We start from the raw sequence: 18,375 nt of genomic DNA, 5'->3' as shown, positions 1-18,375 counted from the left end.
GATGAAAAAGTTAATTATATCTCTAATCATGCTGTCGTGTTGGCAGCATGGTTTTGCTCAGACTCCTGAAAAGAAAGCCGATAGTACCAGTACACAGCCAAAAGGTATGCAGGCTTACAATAAAATAATTACCGATAAAGCTAAAAACAAATCAGGTCTTTTTACAGTTAGCCAAGTTGATACTAAATATTACTTTCAAATTCCAGATAGTTTATTTAATAGATACATGTTGGTTGTAACGAGATATCTTTCAACACCTGAAGGTTTTGGAAATTTTGGCGGAGAAAAAGCGAACGAGCAGACTATTTATTTTGAAAAAGGTTCCAATAATACGGTTTATTTAAGATCGCTGCAATACAGACAAGATGTTCGTTCTTCAGATTCTATGCTGGCAAAAGCATTAGAAGGAAGCAATGAAAATCCGATTGTGGCTGCGTTTCCAATAAAAACAACCAATCCAGATACCAAAGATGTGGTTATTGAAGTTACAGATGTTTTCAAGAAAGACAATGCCATGTTTTCTATCGGAAGTCAGGACAAAACAGAGAAAAAATTAACATCTCTTGCCGATGACAAATCTTTTGTTGAAAGCATTGACGCATATCCAATTAATATTGAGACTAAAACAACAAAAACCTATACCAGTTCTACATCAAGTAGTGGAAGCATAACATTACGATTGAATACTTCGATTGTATTACTTCCGAAAACGCCAATGCGCAAACGTTTCTTCGATGAAAGAGTGGGTTATTTTGCCAATAAATATGTTTTGTTTGATGATGATGAACAGCGTGCTCAAAAGAAATTTATTGTACAGCGCTATCGTTTAGAACCAAAAGACAAGGATATTAAAAAATACTTGAGAGGCGAATTGGTGGAACCAAAAAAACAGATTGTTTATTATATCGATCCGGCAACGCCAAAAAAATGGAGGCCTTATTTAATTGCGGGTATCAACGATTGGCAAAAAGCTTTTGAAGCAGCAGGTTTCAAGAATGCCATTGTAGGTAAAGAATGGCCAGAAGACGATAAAACCATGAGTTTGGAAGATGCAAGATATTCTGTAGTGCGATATTTAGCATCAGAAACCCCAAATGCTTACGGGCCAAGAATTAGTGATCCAAGAAGTGGTGAAATTATGGAAAGCCACGTTGGCTGGTATCATAATGTAATGAAATTGGTGCAGCGATGGTACATGATTCAGGCTGGACCTTTAGATCCAAGAGCAAGAAAAATGCATTTAGATGATGAATTAATGGGGCAATTAATCCGTTTTGTGTCTTCTCACGAAATCGGACATACCATTGGCTTACGTCATAATATGGGAGCGAGCAGTGCAACTCCGGTAGAAAAACTTCGTGATAAAAAATGGGTAGAAGCAAATGGACATACGGTTTCTATTATGGATTATGCCCGTTTTAATTACGTGGCACAGCCAGAAGATAATATTAGTCCAATAGGTCTTTATCCGCGTATTGGGAGTTATGATAAATGGGCTGTTGAATGGGGATATAAATATTACCCAAACACGAAAGATGAGTTTGAAGAAGAAAAATTATTGGCCAAATTAACCACTGATAGTTTAACGACGAACCCAAAATTATGGTTTGGTGGAGAAGGAAAAGACGAAGATCCGCGTAGTCAATCAGAAGATCTAGGAGACGATGCGGTACTTGCCAGCGATTACGGAATTAAAAACCTGAAGCGCGTTGTGCCTCATCTTATCGAATGGACGTATCAGCCAAACGATCCCTACGATAATTTAGCAGACATGCATAAAGCAGTAGTAAGACAATACGGATTGTATTTGTATCATGTTCTGAAGAATATTGGAAACAACTACGTTACAAAACGAACAGTTGATGAAAAAGGGGTAGTTTACAAACCAGTTCCTAAAGCAAAAGTGAAGGCAGCGATAGATTATTTGGGAAGACAATTGTTTGTTTCTCCACTTTGGATGTATCCGCAGGAAATTGATAATTTGATTGCTTTAAAGAGAGAAGATCAAATCTCTGATCAGCAGAATCAAGTTTTAAATATGCTGTTGAGTTCAGGAATGCTTTACAATATTAACCTCAAATCAATGCAGTCGGAAGGAGCTTATACGGTTCCAGAATTTTTGAACGATGTGCAACAAACCGTTTGGGTGAAATTTAGCGGAGATGAAAAACAAGATTTTTACAGAAGAGGTTTTCAGCGCGGTTATATCGAAAAATTAGGCATGCTTTTATTGCCGAAAGAATTAGAACCTGGAAAAGCAGCAAATGCAGCACAGCGAAGTGATGTGAAATTATACGCAAAACAGCATCTTTTAAAATTGAAAACGGATATTGAAAAATTAAAAACTTCAGTAACAGGAATCAATAAAGATCATTATGAAAGCATTTTGATTGACATCGATAAAATCATTACCAAATTAGATAAACCTACATCATGAAAAATTTATTAGTTATAGCATTTATTTTCTGTAGCTTTTTAGCTCAGGCACAGCTTACATCAAAAGAAGAAGTAACTCCTGAATTGGTTGCGAAGCGTGAAGCAGAGAAAAAAGAAATCACAAAAAGTTATTTGGCTTTAAAAAACAGTTTTTTAACATCAGACAGTTTAGCGGTTGTTAAAAATGCAGAAGCTTTAAAAAGTGCCTTAAAAAACTTCAAGTTTAAAAAGTTAAATTTAGAAAACATGAATGCGGCTACAACTTCGAGAAAAGAGATTATCGAATTGGCAACGGCATTAACGGCAACAAAAAACATCAACAAACAGCGTAAGATTTTTGAAACACTCTCGGTAAAATATTGGGATCAGGCTCCAAAATTCAAACCTGCTGATGAGACATTATATTTACAAATTTGCCCAATGACAGGTGCAGTTTGGACAAGTGATAGTAAGGAAATCAAAAATCCGTACTACCCAAAAAACATGCTAACTTGTGGTGAAGTAAAAGCAAGTTTATAATTTTTTTAATTTTGAATTAGTTTGATGAATGCGGTATTCTTTGTAGGGAAGCCGTATTTGTCGTTTATGAGAATAAGACTTAGACTAAGTTTGAAGTGAAATGAAAAAGCCTGTAAACAATAAGTTTACAGGCTTTTTTGTGGACTTGATGGGATTACAATCGAACACTTAATTCCTATTTTAATGTTTATAGATAAGCTTGGTAAAAAGCCTTGAACTCCTTTATATATAAGGTCTTGTCTTGTCGTGATTTTTTTTTTTGACGCCTATGTTTATTTTTTCTTCTTGAATGTTTTTTTCAAAAAAGGTTATTCTGTTATTAAAATTTGCAAAATGAACAACTCAAGGTGTTCGACAGTTGAACACCTTGAAAAAGTTTAGAGTTGAGGGTATGCAATAAATGAATTTCGTGTAAAATTTGTATAAATTATAGAATAAGTTTACTCTACTTGTTTTAGAGCATCTTTGTAAGATATAGCTTTGATAAAATCACTATGTTTTTTAATCCCTGAAGCAAACATCCCACCACATTGATGTAGTAAATCACATTTATTACATTCATCAAAATAAATATTTTTCCAGTCAGATATTGACTTGCGTGAATACTTCCATAGATTTTGAGGTAATGTGCAAAGCTGAGCATTATAAATAGAAACATTCATCCCGAAATCTGAGAGATATGTGACAGCGTCGCTTAATTCTTCTTGATAATCAATCGGATCAATCCATAGTTTATCTATGTTAAAAGAAGTGTAACCTTCATGCTCCAATCCCATAAAGGCTATATGTTCAACGAAAGGCATATTTTTATAAATGAACTTTGCAAGTTTCAATAATCTAGGAATTGTTTGCTTATGCAGAACGATCCTAATTTCTATTCTCTGCCCATATTTAGCAAGATTATAAATGCCCTGAACGGTTTGATTAAATGCATCTTTGGCTTGAACCACGTAATCATGTATATGATAAACATCAGCATATAATGGAATAGCTAACATTAATCTATTATTCTCTATTTCTCCAACTTTTCGAGCAATATTTTCCCAAGCAAATGATCTTCCATTAGTTAAACAATGAATTTCAGTTTCAGGAAGTTCCTTTTTCAATTGAGTTAACAACTTTAAGAATCTATTTCCAAGTAAGGTTGGTTCTCCACCAGTTATTCCAATTTCTAAGCAGTCTTTAGGAATTAGAGGAATTGCCTGACTGTACTGATTAAAAAAGTATTCGGTATCATCTCTGTCTTTTGGTGGCTGAGAACACATTAAGCAATTGCTGTTGCAGCGTTCAGTGAAAAGTAGAAAGTTGTGATTTGAATCGACGCGGTAAATTGTGTTGACAATGCCGTCTGTATTTATTATTACGATGTCACCTTCACTTAGATGATCTAAATTTTTAATTGAGTGTATTATTGGGATTTCTAAGGAAGAAATAATTTTAGTGGTGGACAGAACAGCTTTAAATTTGTACCATTCTTTACTAAAATTATTTTCTGAAATAAGAATTTCATAACCTATATTTTCAGGAAATCTTGTTACTCTACCAATTATTGGAGCGTCAATATCGTATATGTTTCCTTTAGTCTTAAGTATCATTCGCTATGTCCTGTTATCCAGCTTCTAAAAATTTTTTCAATCGATTTGTTTTCCATTAAATCAAAGAGATAACGAATAATCTCCATGTTTTTCTGACAAAATACATTTGTTGGACGATAACCGTACATATTTCCCTGAGTAGCATAATTTAGGACAGGGTCAGCTCCGCAGTAGGTCTGAAATGCACATTCAGAGCAACCTGCTAAAGATTCATTTGTCCAATTTTCTGCAATATCCATTGCTTTTTCACCATAAAAAATATCGTTGTAAGTGCTTTGACCCAATATCCCAAGCTGAAAAGTAAAATCATTCATTTCTGCCAACATTCTAGCTTCATCAGAGGCATAAATTTTGCCATCATAATTAAATACGATTACATTATTGATCATTCCGGCTGGGGACTGGAGATCTACATAGCCAACAGGAAAAGGTGTAAGGATTTTTTTTAAAATTACGGTAGCATAATCTTCTCGTATGTAATATCCTTTTTTGTTGTAATCTATTATTCTTTCAAATGCAGTTTTATAAAAGTTTAAGAATTTTTCTGTCTGATATTTATTTTTCTTTTCATTATATGTCGCAAAACCAAATGGACTTATTGGACGTAGAAAAATATTTCTAAAACCCTGTTGTACATATTCATCAACAATTTCATTAGGATAATCCAGTGATAAATTTGTGGTTGTAAGTAATGCTGAAATATTATCTTCACCTAACGCTTCCCTACATTTTTCTAATCCTTGAATAGTTACTTCATAGCTGTTACGTTGGGGGCGATGTCTGTTTTGATTATGAATAAAGGCTGGTCCATCTAGAGACGATGAAATCATGATATTGTGTTCTTTTATAAAAGGAAGCATATCATCACTAAGAGGGGCAAGATTTGTACATATAACAAACGTGATGTTTTTTTTATGTAGAATAGCCTCCTCTTTAGCCTTTATTACTGCATACTTGATATTGTTGAAAGCAAGTAGAGCCTCTCCACCTTGAAATTCCATGGTAATATATGGGTTAGGCGATTGCATCATTATTTTTATGCCTTGATCAATATTGTATAAAGACATGTCAAATTGATCTTTGTTTTCTGTTACTCTAGAAACCTGGCAATAATGACAAGTGTGTTCACATCTGAGGGATATAACAAAGATATGAAGTGCGGTAAAATGCTCTAGAAAAGATTTTTTGGTTCTATAACGGGCTTCTAGCACATTAAAAAGTGAAGGTATAGCATCTTCTGAAATAAAGAAATTACTTATTAGATCAAAGTAAAGCTCTTCATCATCAATTTTGGAGATTTTTTTTAATATTATTTTCCCTGCTGTTCCGATTGGCACAATTAGAAAATCTCCGACCTCATTCACTAAAATTTCTTTTTTGGAATTAATTTTTTGAAATCTAAAAGGCAAAAGAAAATAATTGCTTATTTCATCATTTTTATAATAATCAATCTCTTTAAATTTTCTGTTTTTCTTTTCTATCACTGAAACCATAACAATCAAAAATTAGTTGGATCAAAACCTACTGGGTCAGATATTTCAGTAGAAGGATTATCATCAGATTCAAAGTGTGCAAAGGCTTTTGCGATTAAAAGCTCTCTTATGTTTTTTGTTTCTTTTGTTACAATATCACGTAATTTAAAATCAATTAAATCCTGTTTAATTTTTATTACTAATTCGTTATGATTTATTGTGCCTAATTTAGAAGTAATAGTTATTAAAAATGTCGAATTAATTTTATTTATATCAATATTAAAATCAGCTCCATACCAGTAAAAACATTTATAGATTACATCTTGATTATAAAGTTCTTCGTTCAATGAAAAATGCAATTCGTTATCAAGTTTTAGAATGTCTTTCATTATTTTAATTTAATTTTCAAAAGAGTTATTCCAGAAACACGACCATCAGGTTTAAGTTCATTATCATTTTGAAATTTTATTACGGCTTTTTCCGTACGATCTCCAAAATATTCAGAAATAATGATATCATAGCCAAGTTTTGCCAAAAGTTTTTGAAGTTGCTCTACATCACTTCCCTGACAGCCTTTATATAAAACTCTATCACCTAGATTCACTACTGTTGATGGGGTAGTCTTTTCATAATTCGTATCATATAATGAATTTACTTCATTCGTAGTTGTGGTTGTTTTTTTTGTCGATGTTGATGCGGAAGAATTTGAAACTCTTGAGGTATTATTTTCACTACTTGATGGGGTATTGGGAGTGTATGATGGAGTAGGTGTTGTTGGGGTAGAATAACCTGAGCTGTAGGAAGAAGAGTAATGCGAAGAGTGGCTTCTGTGGGAACTGTGACTTCTGTGTGAACTGTGGCTTCTGTGAAGTAAAAGCATATGTCCAGCTGCTGGATTTGACATGTTTAATTTCAAAACTAATTTTGGTTTTAACTTATTTGCTGTTGAAGAATCATTATAGCCATTATCAATCGTTTCAGGAAGTAATATATTATTTGCTTGTATAGATTGTATTGAAGATAATGCAGCAACTGCAATTGACAATGATTTGTTCATTAAGTTTTTTAAACCTTTGAAATTACTCATTTTGTTTTTATTTAGTTATTAATAATCTACTAAGTTCGAATTTTCAGTATTAGCAAATATTAGAATTTATTTTATTAATGTTTTACGGAAAACCGTAATGGGTAAATTTATCTAATGGGCTCAAAAATATTAATTAAGAATTATAAAAGAATAAGTAGAAACACCTGATTATATGTCTAATTGGTTTGTAATTAATTTATGTAATAATTTTAATTTATATTTAATGAATCCCAACCGTGTTTGTGTAGATTTCGATTTTATTAGATCTGGTTTTTGTTACTATATTTATTATCAAAAATTTACGATAAACCAAGAGAGAAAATTATATCCTTAACTGGACTTCGAACTACCATTCAGCCTGATTAGATGTTTACGAGAGCTACTTTTAGTCTGTTTACTTCAAAGCGACTAAGAATTCCTAGTAGGAAAATCGAACCATATAACATTAGGTTTTAAGGTGCTAAGTTTATGTGTTTATAGATAAAAAAAGGAGACAACTATTAAATAGTTGTCTCCTTAAGTGGAGTCGCCGGGAATCGAACCCGGGTCCAAACGAGCAACTAAAGAGCTTTCTACACGTTTATTTCCTGATTGAATTTTCGATGTTGAGCTAGGCCAGAAACAACCACCCAACACTTATCTTCTTAATTTTCGAAATCCACCCGAAGCTCATGGAAATCTAGGTTTATTTTTACGGTTCCCCTGAACGGAACGCCACAAACCAAGGCTTTCCAGGAGAATCCAGCTTCTCTACCTTGTAGAGACGTGGCGCAATCTTACTATGATTCGGATTATGCAGCTAAAGCGTAATTATTTTCGCCGTGTAAAAGTTCGAGATCTTATATTTACGAGCAAGGTCTCAATGCTCGACGTGCTTACTGTTCAATTCGACTCGCTGTCAAAACCAGTCGACCCCAAAAATGAGTCTGCAAATTTAGAGTATTTGAAATTACTTTCTGCTAAAAAATTCAGAAAAATTTTGTTATTCTTCGTCTTTAAAATTAAAAGGGTAATCTCCAAAGACAGGAGCTAGTTTACGAACTGCATAAGTGTTTCTAGTCATCTTATTTGATAACGCAATAATCGTTACGCCTTCGTTCATCAAAGTAATGTAAGATGAGGTGTTTCCGTGCCACCATCCGTTATGGAAATAGAAATTCTGACCTGTTTCCCAGTTAATCATTCTAATTCCAAGACCATAATTTTTAGTTCCTTTACGTTCGTTGCTGTAACCTGTGTATACTTGTTTCAATAACTCAGGTTTTAAGAAATCTGGTGATTGTCTTGCTCTATCAAACTTTAAAAGATCTCTAGCAGTAGAGAAAATGTTTTTGTCGCCGTAAACATTGTCTAGATAATCAAAACCAATTTCTACGCCGTTACCTTTATACGAAGGAACAATTTTTTTTCTGTCTTTATCATCGTCAAAAACGTAGGTGTTTTTCATTCCTAGTGGCTTAAAAATCATTTCAGACATTGCTTCTTTATAGCTTAAACCAGTAATTTTTTCGATAATAAGCGCCAACATTGCATAATTAGTATTACAGTAGCTAAAACGAGTTCCTGTTCTAGATTCTAAACCAATATCTTTTGTTGCTAAAATATCAAGAATATCTTTATTGGTTAATTGATTATGTCGGTCCCAAATCGATTTATCACGATCTGTGAAATAAGCATAGTTGCGCATTCCGGTACGGTGATCCAGTAACATTCTTATGGTACATTCTTCGTATGGAAAAGTTTTTAAGATCGTATTTACCTTTTGATCCAATTCAATTTTACCAGCATTTACCAATTTTAAAACTGCTGTAGCCGTCAAAACTTTACTTACCGAAGCAATTTGTACAGGTGTTTCAGACGTTATTTTGGTTCCTTCATTTTTATTGGCAAAACCATTATATCTTTCAAATAAAATCTGTCCGTTTTTGGCAACCAAGAAGCTCCCGTTCATGTTATTATTGGGCCAATTTTTATTGTAAAAGTGATTTATTCTGCCTACAACCGAATTTTTATATGCTTGAGAAACTTTCGGTTCTGGACCTAACGGTTTCATTTTAGGTAAAGTATCTTCGACTGTTTGAGTAGTATCTGTTGTTGTTTTTTTGTTTTGACCACAAGAACTTAAAACAAGTATGGAAAAAAGTAATTGTGGTATCTTTGTCTTTTTAAGGAAAATCATTTGCATCGTTCTTTAAAAACAAATATATCGAATTCAATTTTGTTGTATTCTTAGTTCTGAGGCTTTAATTTGTGTTTTTTAACATAATTTTAAGAAAAGTAAATTTTAGTCGATTGTTTTTCAGCTTTTAACGGTTTTGAAACATTTTAAATTGAATTTTAGAAACAAAATTTTAACTAAATTTGTTATATTTGAAACAAATATATTGTAAAAAGTTATATTATTTAATATTAAAAAATCAGTTTAAATGAAATTTGGAATCATAAAAGAGAGAAAAAATCCGCCAGATAGAAGAGTCGTTTTTTCTCCAAATGAATTGACAAGGTTAAAACAGCTTTATCACGATGCTTCTGTAAAAGTGGAGAGTTCTGATATAAGAATATTTTCTGATGATGATTATAAAAATATGGGAATTACAGTTGCCGATGATGTATCTGACTGCGATGTATTATTTGGAGTAAAAGAAGTTCCCGTAGCCGATTTGATTCCTAATAAAGCCTATTTCTTTTTTTCTCATACAATTAAAAAACAGCCTCATAACAGAAAATTGCTTCAGGCAATTTTAGAAAAGAATATTGATCTATACGATCACGAAACAATTGTAGACGAACATGATCGCCGTTTAATTGGTTTTGGAAGATACGCAGGAATGGTTGGTGTATATAACGGAATTAGAGCTTTCGGAATTAAATTCGAATTGTTCAAACTTCCTAAAGCCGAAACACTTTCAGGAAAAGAAGATTTGATCAAGCATTTAAAACGCATCACAATGCCAGCTCTTAAATTTGTAGTTACCGGAACAGGAAAGGTGGGGAGCGGAGCAAAAGAAATTTTGGATGCGATAAAAGTGAAAGAAATTACGATTGATAATTATTTGACTAAAAAATACGCTCAAGCGGTTTATGTGCAGTTGGATGTTTTGGAATATAACAAAAGAAAAGACGGTCAGGTTTTAGATTTTACAGATTTTGTGAATCATCCAGAGGAATACGAATCTGATTTTGAAAGATTTACGAAGGTTTCTGATATTTATTTTGCCGGACATTTTTATGCAAGTAATGCGCCAATGATTTTAACAAAAGAAATGCTGAATGCAAGCGACTGCAAATTGAAAGTTGTAGCTGATATTTCTTGTGATGTTAATGGACCAATTGCTTGTACAATTCGCTCTTCGACAATTGAAGAACCCTTGTACGGATATTTTCCGTTGGAAGATAGAGAAGTAGATTTTTTTCATCCAGCAGCTGTTGCGGTAATGGCGGTAGATAATTTGCCATGCGAAATTCCGAAAGATGCGAGCGAAGGTTTTGGAGAACAATTTATGGAACATGTAATTCCAGCTTTCTTCAACGGAGATAAAGACGGAATCTTAAAACGCGCCAAAATAACAGAAAACGGAAAATTGACGGAGAGATTTAGTTATTTACAGGATTATGTAGACGGGAAATAAGTTTTTTTTGTTTCAAGTTTCAGGTTTCACGTTATTAAAAAAGGGAGAAAATTTAAAATTTTCTCCCTTTTTTAATTAAGTTAGGTTTTATTCGTCAAGTATTTCAAAACATGAAACATGAAACAAAAAAACTAAACCATCTCTTCAGGTTTCACCCAAGCATCAAAATCTTCTGGAGTTACATAACCTAAACGAACAGCTTCTTCTTTAAGTGTAGTTCCGTTTTTGTGTGCGGTTTGGGCTATTTCAGCGGCTTTGTAATATCCGATTTTAGTATTTAATGCGGTAACGAGCATTAATGAATTATCTACCAATTCTTTTATTCTCTTATGATTAGGTTCGATTCCTTGTGCGCAATGTTCATCAAAAGAAACACAAGCATCTCCTAATAATTGTGCCGATTGTAAAAAGTTGGCTGCCATTACAGGTTTGAAAACATTCAATTCATAATGACCTTGCATGCCTCCAACGGCAATTGCCATATCGTTTCCAATAACTTGAGCGCAAACCATTGTTAAAGCTTCGCATTGTGTTGGGTTTACTTTTCCTGGCATGATAGAAGAGCCTGGCTCATTTTCAGGAATATGAATTTCACCAATTCCAGAACGCGGACCAGAAACGAGCATTCTAACATCGTTAGCAATTTTATTTAAAGAGACGGCTAGTTGTTTTAAAGCTCCGTGTGTTTCTACAATAGCATCGTGTGCAGCAAGTGCTTCAAACTTGTTTTCAGCCGTTATAAAAGGATGATTAGTAAATTGGGCAATATACTCGGCTACTTTTACATCATAGCCTTTTGGTGTGTTTAATCCAGTTCCAACAGCTGTTCCTCCAAGCGCTATTTCAGATAAATGTGCTAAAGTGTTTTTTAATGCTTTTAATCCGAATGCTAATTGAGCGGCATAACCAGAAATTTCTTGACCTAAAGTTAATGGCGTTGCATCCATTAAGTGTGTACGCCCGATTTTCACTACGTCTTTGTATTCAGCTGCTTTTTTGGCTAATGTAGCGTGAAGTTTTTCTACACCAGGAATGGTAGTTTCGACCACCATTTTATAAGCCGCAATGTGCATTCCAGTTGGGAAAGTATCGTTTGACGATTGTGATTTGTTCACGTCGTCATTGGCTTTAATAAATTGTTCGCCTTCGCCAATTTCAAAACCTTTAAGAACTTGAGCGCGGTTGGCAATTACTTCATTCACATTCATGTTGCTTTGCGTTCCAGAACCCGTTTGCCAAATTACTAATGGAAACTGATCATCTAGTTTGCCTTCCAGAATTTCGTCGCAAACAGCAGCGATTGCATCTCTTTTTTCGATTGGTAAAACGCCTAAATCGTAATTGGCATAAGCTGCTGCTTTTTTTAAGTAAGCAAAACCTTCAATGATTTCTTTTGGCATAGATGCCGTAGGTCCGATTTTGAAATTATTTCTTGAACGTTCTGTTTGTGCACCCCAATATTTATCGGCTGGGACTTGAACTTCGCCCATGGTGTCTTTTTCTATTCTGTATTTCATTATGTTGTTTGTAAAAATGTTATTTGTAAAAATGTTATTTGTAAAATGTGAAATGTCTAAATTTGAAATGAAAAGTTTCTTTTGAAAATGAGTCTTTTAGCCCTGATGGGAGCGGCATCCTTTTGTGGCGGGGTTCGCCACAAAAGATATAGCGGACAGCAGGAATGGGCTCCTGAAAATTATTATAATTGTCTGAGCTCTTTGTTTAAAAGGATTTCAAGTTCAAAAAAAGCTTATTTAAAATGAGTATAAATATACGTATAAATGTTATTTAACGAAAATTGATTTAGATTTTATTGCTGAGAAAAAATATATACCCTACATTTGTCGTAACATTCAAAAATTCCGGAAAACATGTTTGAATTTTCACAGTACTTAGGCTTTTTACTTTTCTTAACCATACTAACTATAGGGTTTTGGTTAATGTTTTTCTTAGTTGGTTTCGTATCTTATTGGGTTACGGGAGCAAGCTGGGAAATGATTAAAGAAAAAAGAGCCAGAAAAAGACAAGAAGAACAATCTATTAAATATTAGATTGATGTCATAAGAAAAGAACCCACTAGGGTTCTTTTTTTTGTGCAAAAAAAAAGGAAATTCCAATCCCGAAGCCTTGGGAGAAATTCCAAATTCCAATACTTTGCGATTAGATTTTAGTCAAAGTTTTAAACTAAAGTTATTCTGCCCATTTTTGTCATTTCGACCGAAGGGAGAAATCTTCGCAAGTAGCTCGACAAAGATTGGACTTTCGTTGAGGAGTTTCTTATGGAGATTTATTTCTCTTTTACGCTATCTATTTGACTAAATTCCAAATTTCTATACTTTGCGTTTAGAACTTTGTCAAAGTTTTAAACTTTGACAAAGTTAGACAGCTAAGAAGTAGGCTTAAAATAAAAAATTCCAAATCCCAATTATAATTGGAATTTGGAATTTTTTGTATTGTTATTTTTTATCCAATTTGGAATTTAACAGATGTTAGCCCGGAAACTCTCCACCGCCTTCTCCGCCACCATCGTTTCTTGGCTGTGCGTTTTTATCTCTTTCACTTTTTGGTTTGTTAAAACGGTAAGTGAATGATAAATTAAACTGACGTTTACGGAATTGGAATTCGCTATATGAATTTACATTGTCTAAGTAGGTGTAAGATCTCATTTTTCTTGAATTGAAAACATCGCTAATATTGAATGCAATAGTTCCTTTGTCTTTCATGACATCTTTACTGAAAGCTGTATTCATTCCGAATTGGCCTAAGTTTTTACCTTGAGCTGTTTTTTGCTCTCCGTTGTACATTGCTGTTAACTGCCAGTCAATTTTGTATGGTAACGTTACTTTAGAGTTTACTCTTGCAAACCAAGAATTAGCCTGATTGTCTAAGTTTTGAACAATCTCGTTTCCTTGTGTGTCTGTATAACTGTGTTCTCCAGTTGTTTTTACATTAAAAAAGTTGAAGTTACTGTTTAATTTCCACCATTTGTATGGAGTGTAATTGAATGTAAATTCGAAACCAAATTTCTGTTCTTTTCCTAAGTTAATAGGTTGGCTTTTGATAACTGGAATTCCATTAACTTCATCACCTGTAGGAGATCGTACAAAGCTGAAAACGTCTTTCGTGTCTTCAAAATAAGCAGATGTGTTAAAAGTTACTTTACTCCATTTTTTAATATAGCCTATGTCATATTTATCAGTTAAAGAAGGATCTAAGTCTGGATTTCCTTGAAAGATATTAATGTTACTTGCATAGTTTACAGCAGGATTCATGAAACGACCTCTAGGTCTAGTTAAACGTTTACTGTAGCTAGCTGAGAAATTGCTCTGATCTGAGATTTCGTAACTAACAAAAGCACTTGGAAATAAGTTGTTGTATTTTTTAGTATTGAAATCGCTGTTGTCTAATAAGTTAACTTGGATATTCGTGTCTTCCCATCTTAAACCAAATAAATAAGAAAACTTATTTGCTTTGAAACCATATTGCGTATAAAGTGCATTGATGTTTTCTTTATACTCTAATGTATTTGATAAATTAGGATTTACTGCACCAGTATCGTCTTTTACATAGTACACGTTATTTAGATCTCCAAAACTTCCTTTATATCCCGCTTCAAATTGACCGCCTTTTCCTAAAGGCAATACATAGTCTGTTTGAAAAAGAACTTGTTTCTGGATTTGATCATTTAAAGTAGTGTCAAATCTAGGAGAATCTTCAATAGTACTTTGGCTATCATCTGTATTTCTAGAAATAGAAAGATCTGCTGTAAGTTTATGTCCTTTATCGTTGAAATTTTTAATTAAGTTTGAAGTATACTCAAAGTTTTCACTTCCAGTATCGGCATTATTTAAACGATAGGTTGTTCCTGTAAAATTATGAGCAGCATCATAGTTGTAATAGTTGATCAAATCTCTATCGTCACCAGAATTTTTTTGGTAATTGATAGCATTGGTCCAAAATGTTGATGGAGTAATGGTCCATTCTACACCAGCTCTTCCGTTAAAACCTTTTCTAATACGTTGTGTATCGCGGTCTTCGTCTAAGAAACTTTTTGTTGTGCCATCTGGATTTAAATATTCAGAATTTGTTTGTCCAGCACCTTCTGTAGTTCTGTAATTGTAACCAGCAGTGGTGAAATAGTTTAACTTTTCTGTTTTATAGTTCAAATTAGCACTTAAACCGTAAGTTTCTGGTAAACCTGTTGAAGCAATAAAAGTTCCGTTGAAGCCTTGATTTTTACCTTTTTTAAGAATAATGTTGATAATTCCAGAACCACCTTCTGCATCATAACGTGCCGATGGATTGGTAATAACTTCTACTTTATCAATTGCATCTGCAGGCAGTTGTCTTAAAGCTTCTGCCATGTTTATAGCCTGCGAAGGTCTTCCGTCAATTAAAATGCGAATATTGTCACTTCCTCTTAAACTTACATTTCCTTCTGTATCAACAGAAACAGATGGAACGTTGTCTAATACATCGCTCACGCTTCCGCCTTTTACAATCATATCTTGACCAACATTGTAAACTTTTTTGTCTAGTTTAATCTCAACTGTCGATTTTTCAGCACGCACAACAACCTCATTTAACTGCGCCGCATCTTCTGATAGGTTTACTACGCCTAAATTGGTGTCATCCTGAATACTTTTTCCCTTAATTTCAGTTGATTTAAACGAAATAAATTCAACCTTAATATCGTAAGTTCCAGGTGCAACAGCAACCTCAAACTCTCCTTTTGGATTTGTGATACCTCCTGCGACAACTTTTGTATCGTTTGGAGCAGTAATTGAAATAGTAGCGTATTCTAAGGGCTGTTTGCTTACTTTCTCGAAAACTTTCCCAGTGACTTTTACTTTATTCTTAGCGCCTGGGCCTCCTTGTTGAGAGTAATTGTAAAAACTTGTAAACAAGAATACAAGTAATACTGCAAATTTGATTTTTTTCATTTTCTGGTTTTCTTTATTCCTTTAGACGGCAAATGTAGTTTTTGGTTTAAAGAGAGAAATCACAAAAAAATGTTAATAGGATATTTTAGAATCAATCTAAAAAAGAAGCGACCAATTCTGGGTCACGGCCAATTATAGCTTTTCCGTCTTTTACAACAATCGGACGCTCGATTAAAATAGGATTTTCTACCATCGCATTAATGATCTCATCATTGTTCAAGGTCTTGCTTTTAAAATTTTCAATCCATATTTTTTCTTTGGTTCTAATAAGCTGAATTGGTTCAAGATTTAACTGTACTAATAGTGTTTTTAGCTGTTCGAAAGTGGGAGTTTCTATTAGATAAGGAATGATTTCAAAATCTTGGTTCGATTTTTCGATAAAAGCTAGGCAGTTTCTTGATTTTCCGCATCTCGGATTATGGTAAATTTGTATCATTTTGTTATATTTAAACGTTTCAAATATTCTTACAATAAAAAAGGGGTATTTTAGCAATATCAAAAGTAAGATTAACTTATCGAATTTGAATTCTCATTTTTTAAAATTTTAAATGTATGTTTTTAGAGCAAGGGATTAAACCTGAAAATAAATTTTGGAAATATCTTTTAGGATCTGTTTTTATTATTTCAGCGTCTTTTGTTGGTCAACTTCCAATTACAGCGGCTGTATTTTATAAAACATTTACCGAACACATCGCTTTTCCAACTACTAACGAGGGTGTTATGAACATGTTCGAATCAAATACGACACTTTTTCTGGTCATGATTTCGTTTGTTTTTGCGTTTGCAGGAATTTATTTTGTTGTAAGATTTATTCATCATCAAACCTTATTATCAGTTACCACTTCTAGATCTAAAGTAGATTGGAAACGAATTTGGTTTTCTTTTTTTGTGTGGACATTTTTTTCACTGCTTAGTTTTTTGTTTGTCTATTTAAGAGCGCCAGAACAATTTGTATTGCAATTTAAATTGGTTCCTTTTTTGGTATTGGTAATCTTAGGTTGCATTTTAATTCCGATTCAAACCACTACAGAAGAATATGTTTTTAGAGGATATTTAATGCAAGGATTTGCCAATTTAGCGCAGAACAGATGGTTTCCGCTTCTGATGACTTCTGTTATATTCGGTTCAATGCACTGGACTAATCCTGAAGTTGGGAAAATGGGAAATATTATAATGATTTACTACATAGGAACTGGATTGTTTTTAGGAGTGATAACTTTAATGGATGAAGGAATGGAGCTTGCACTGGGATTCCATGCTGCAAACAATCTTGTGGGAGCTTTATTAGTGACATCAGATTGGACTGTTTTTCAAACGAATTCTATATTTAAAGATCTTTCAGAACCGTCGGCGGGAATCGATGTTATTCTGCCAGTTGTAGTTATTTATCCTCTTCTACTTTTTATTTTTAGTAAAAAATACGGTTGGACAAATTGGAAAGAAAAGCTAACGGGAAATATTAATCATGTTGAATTAAAAGCTTAAGAATATGCAAAACTTAACTCACAATAAAGTTCACAATTATTTTAGATTAAATGGATATCATTTAAATGCAAAAGATCTGTGCCAAGTCGCTTATAGTTTTATCAAAGAAGGAGATGCTTACGAACAATCAATAGGGGAGTTCTTTTTGGATTGGTTTGATAAAAAAGATTATATCGAAATGACTACTTCTGGTACAACAGGCCTGCCAAAACTAGTTAGGCTGAAAAAACAAGCCATGATACAGTCAGCGCTTGCAACGGGAGATTTCTTCGATTTGAAACCAGGGGATAAAGCGTTGTTGTGTCTTCCGACGCAGTTTGTTGCGGGAAAGATGATGCTGGTAAGAAGTTTAATTTTAGGTTTAGAATTAGATGTTGTTTCTCCAAGTCTTCATCCGCTGGAATTAAATACAACAACTTATGATTTTGTAGCAATGGTACCGCTTCAAGTTCAAAACTCTATTGCTGGACTATCTAAAGTGCGTAAGTTGATTATTGGAGGCGCTAAATTAGATTCGGCTTTAGAAGAAAAATTGTTGCCACTTAAAACAGAAATCTATGAAACATACGGAATGACTGAAACCATTACGCATATTGCCGCGAAACGTCTGGGCGATTCTGTTTTTTCTATTCTTCCAAATGTGAAAATATCACAAGACGATCGCCAATGTTTGGTAATTAATGTTGCGACGATTTCTGATGAACCAATTGTGACTAATGATTTGGTTGAATTGTTGAATGAACAGCAGTTTAAATTTTTAGGCAGAATTGACAACGTAATCAATAGTGGAGGAGTGAAGCTGATTCCAGAACAAATTGAAGCCAAATTGATCGGAAAAATAAACAGCAGGTTTTTTGTGACTGGACTTCCGGACACCAATTTAGGAGAAAAACTAGTTTTGGTTATCGAAGGAGAAAAACAAGAGTTTGAACCTGAATTTTTTGATGTTTTAGGGAAATATGAAAAACCAAAAGAAATAGTTTTCGTTTCAAAATTCAAAGAAAACGAAAATGGTAAGTTGTTGCGAAAACCTACTTTACAAGATTAAATACTAATCTTTTAAATTCCAAGTTTTCGCAATATTGTCATTTCGACCGAAGGGAGAAATCTTCGCTAGAAACTCCATAAAGATTTGCCTATTGGAGTGGTGCTACTTGCGGAGATTTCTACCTTCGGTCGAAATGATAAAACTATACGGAATTGGGAAAA

The 18,375-nt window shown here is 33.6% G+C and carries 14 protein-coding genes and 1 other RNA gene; 6 read left to right on the top strand and 9 right to left on the bottom strand.

The window, feature by feature from the left end:
* Position 1 precedes the first annotated feature (1 nt).
* A complete protein-coding gene (locus tag ACFO3N_RS07610) occupies positions 2-2,437 on the top strand; it encodes a zinc-dependent metalloprotease (protein WP_379796550.1) in 2,436 nt (811 codons plus the stop codon).
* Positions 2,434-2,955 carry a DUF3347 domain-containing protein gene (locus tag ACFO3N_RS07605; protein ID WP_379796548.1) on the top strand — a complete coding sequence of 174 codons (522 nt, stop codon included), beginning with the start codon at positions 2,434-2,436 and terminating at the stop codon, positions 2,953-2,955. The genes ACFO3N_RS07610 and ACFO3N_RS07605 overlap by 4 nt, the downstream gene beginning before the upstream one ends.
* Positions 2,956-3,395: 440 nt before the next feature.
* Here ACFO3N_RS07605 and hxsC read toward each other — a convergent pair whose 3' ends face one another.
* From hxsC to ACFO3N_RS07575, 6 genes are all read right to left on the bottom strand, one after another.
* Positions 3,396-4,550: a His-Xaa-Ser system radical SAM maturase HxsC gene (hxsC, locus tag ACFO3N_RS07600; protein ID WP_379796546.1), complete on the bottom strand. Its 1,155-nt coding sequence runs from the start codon at positions 4,548-4,550 to the stop codon at positions 3,396-3,398.
* On the bottom strand, positions 4,547-6,043 hold the full coding sequence (gene hxsB / locus ACFO3N_RS07595; protein WP_379796544.1) for a His-Xaa-Ser system radical SAM maturase HxsB: 1,497 nt from the start codon (positions 6,041-6,043) through the stop codon (positions 4,547-4,549). Before hxsB ends, hxsC begins: the two co-directional genes overlap by 4 nt.
* 5 nt (positions 6,044-6,048) lie before the next feature.
* On the bottom strand, positions 6,049-6,411 hold the full coding sequence (gene hxsD / locus ACFO3N_RS07590; RefSeq protein ID WP_379796542.1) for a His-Xaa-Ser system protein HxsD: 363 nt from the start codon (positions 6,409-6,411) through the stop codon (positions 6,049-6,051).
* On the bottom strand, positions 6,411-7,079 hold the full coding sequence (locus ACFO3N_RS07585) for a peptidoglycan-binding domain-containing protein (RefSeq protein ID WP_379796540.1): 669 nt from the start codon (positions 7,077-7,079) through the stop codon (positions 6,411-6,413). The genes hxsD and ACFO3N_RS07585 overlap by 1 nt, the downstream gene beginning before the upstream one ends.
* A gap of 548 nt (positions 7,080-7,627) precedes the next feature.
* Positions 7,628-8,025, bottom strand: a transfer-messenger RNA (tmRNA) gene (ssrA, locus tag ACFO3N_RS07580).
* Positions 8,026-8,091: 66 nt separating this feature from the next.
* Entirely contained in the window at positions 8,092-9,294 is a 1,203-nt protein-coding gene (locus tag ACFO3N_RS07575; protein ID WP_095928946.1) for a serine hydrolase domain-containing protein, read from the bottom strand.
* A 241-nt stretch (positions 9,295-9,535) separates the two neighbouring features.
* On the opposite strand from ACFO3N_RS07575, the gene ACFO3N_RS07570 reads away from it, so the two are divergent.
* Positions 9,536-10,738, top strand: coding sequence for an NAD(P)-dependent oxidoreductase (locus tag ACFO3N_RS07570; RefSeq protein ID WP_320492181.1), 1,203 nt, complete (start codon positions 9,536-9,538; stop codon positions 10,736-10,738).
* A 131-nt stretch (positions 10,739-10,869) separates the two neighbouring features.
* Here ACFO3N_RS07570 and fumC read toward each other — a convergent pair whose 3' ends face one another.
* Positions 10,870-12,255: a class II fumarate hydratase gene (gene fumC / locus ACFO3N_RS07565; RefSeq protein ID WP_379796538.1), complete on the bottom strand. Its 1,386-nt coding sequence runs from the start codon at positions 12,253-12,255 to the stop codon at positions 10,870-10,872.
* A 354-nt stretch (positions 12,256-12,609) separates the two neighbouring features.
* On the opposite strand from fumC, the gene ACFO3N_RS07560 reads away from it, so the two are divergent.
* Positions 12,610-12,789, top strand: a complete 180-nt coding sequence (locus tag ACFO3N_RS07560) for a hypothetical protein (protein ID WP_095928943.1) — start codon at positions 12,610-12,612, stop codon at positions 12,787-12,789.
* Positions 12,790-13,227: 438 nt separating this feature from the next.
* Here ACFO3N_RS07560 and ACFO3N_RS07555 read toward each other — a convergent pair whose 3' ends face one another.
* Both ACFO3N_RS07555 and arsC read right to left on the bottom strand, forming a co-directional pair.
* Complete coding sequence (locus tag ACFO3N_RS07555) at positions 13,228-15,681, bottom strand: TonB-dependent receptor (RefSeq protein WP_379796535.1); 2,454 nt, start codon at positions 15,679-15,681, stop codon at positions 13,228-13,230.
* Between the two features lie 91 nt (positions 15,682-15,772).
* Positions 15,773-16,117 carry an arsenate reductase (glutaredoxin) gene (gene arsC / locus ACFO3N_RS07550; protein ID WP_379796533.1) on the bottom strand — a complete coding sequence of 115 codons (345 nt, stop codon included), beginning with the start codon at positions 16,115-16,117 and terminating at the stop codon, positions 15,773-15,775.
* Between the two features lie 116 nt (positions 16,118-16,233).
* Between arsC and ACFO3N_RS07545 the strand changes: the two genes are divergently transcribed.
* Positions 16,234-17,166 (top strand): CPBP family intramembrane glutamic endopeptidase, encoded by a 933-nt coding sequence (locus ACFO3N_RS07545; RefSeq protein WP_379796531.1) that lies wholly within the window; start codon positions 16,234-16,236, stop codon positions 17,164-17,166.
* Between the two features lie 4 nt (positions 17,167-17,170).
* Positions 17,171-18,214, top strand: a complete 1,044-nt coding sequence (locus tag ACFO3N_RS07540) for an AMP-binding protein (RefSeq protein ID WP_379796529.1) — start codon at positions 17,171-17,173, stop codon at positions 18,212-18,214.
* The last annotated feature ends 161 nt before the right edge of the window (positions 18,215-18,375 follow it).

The sequence above is a fragment of the Flavobacterium chungangensis genome (genome assembly GCF_042654045.1).
GTDB lineage: Bacteria > Bacteroidota > Bacteroidia > Flavobacteriales > Flavobacteriaceae > Flavobacterium > Flavobacterium chungangensis.
This window is presented reverse-complemented; position numbering and strand designations above follow the sequence as displayed.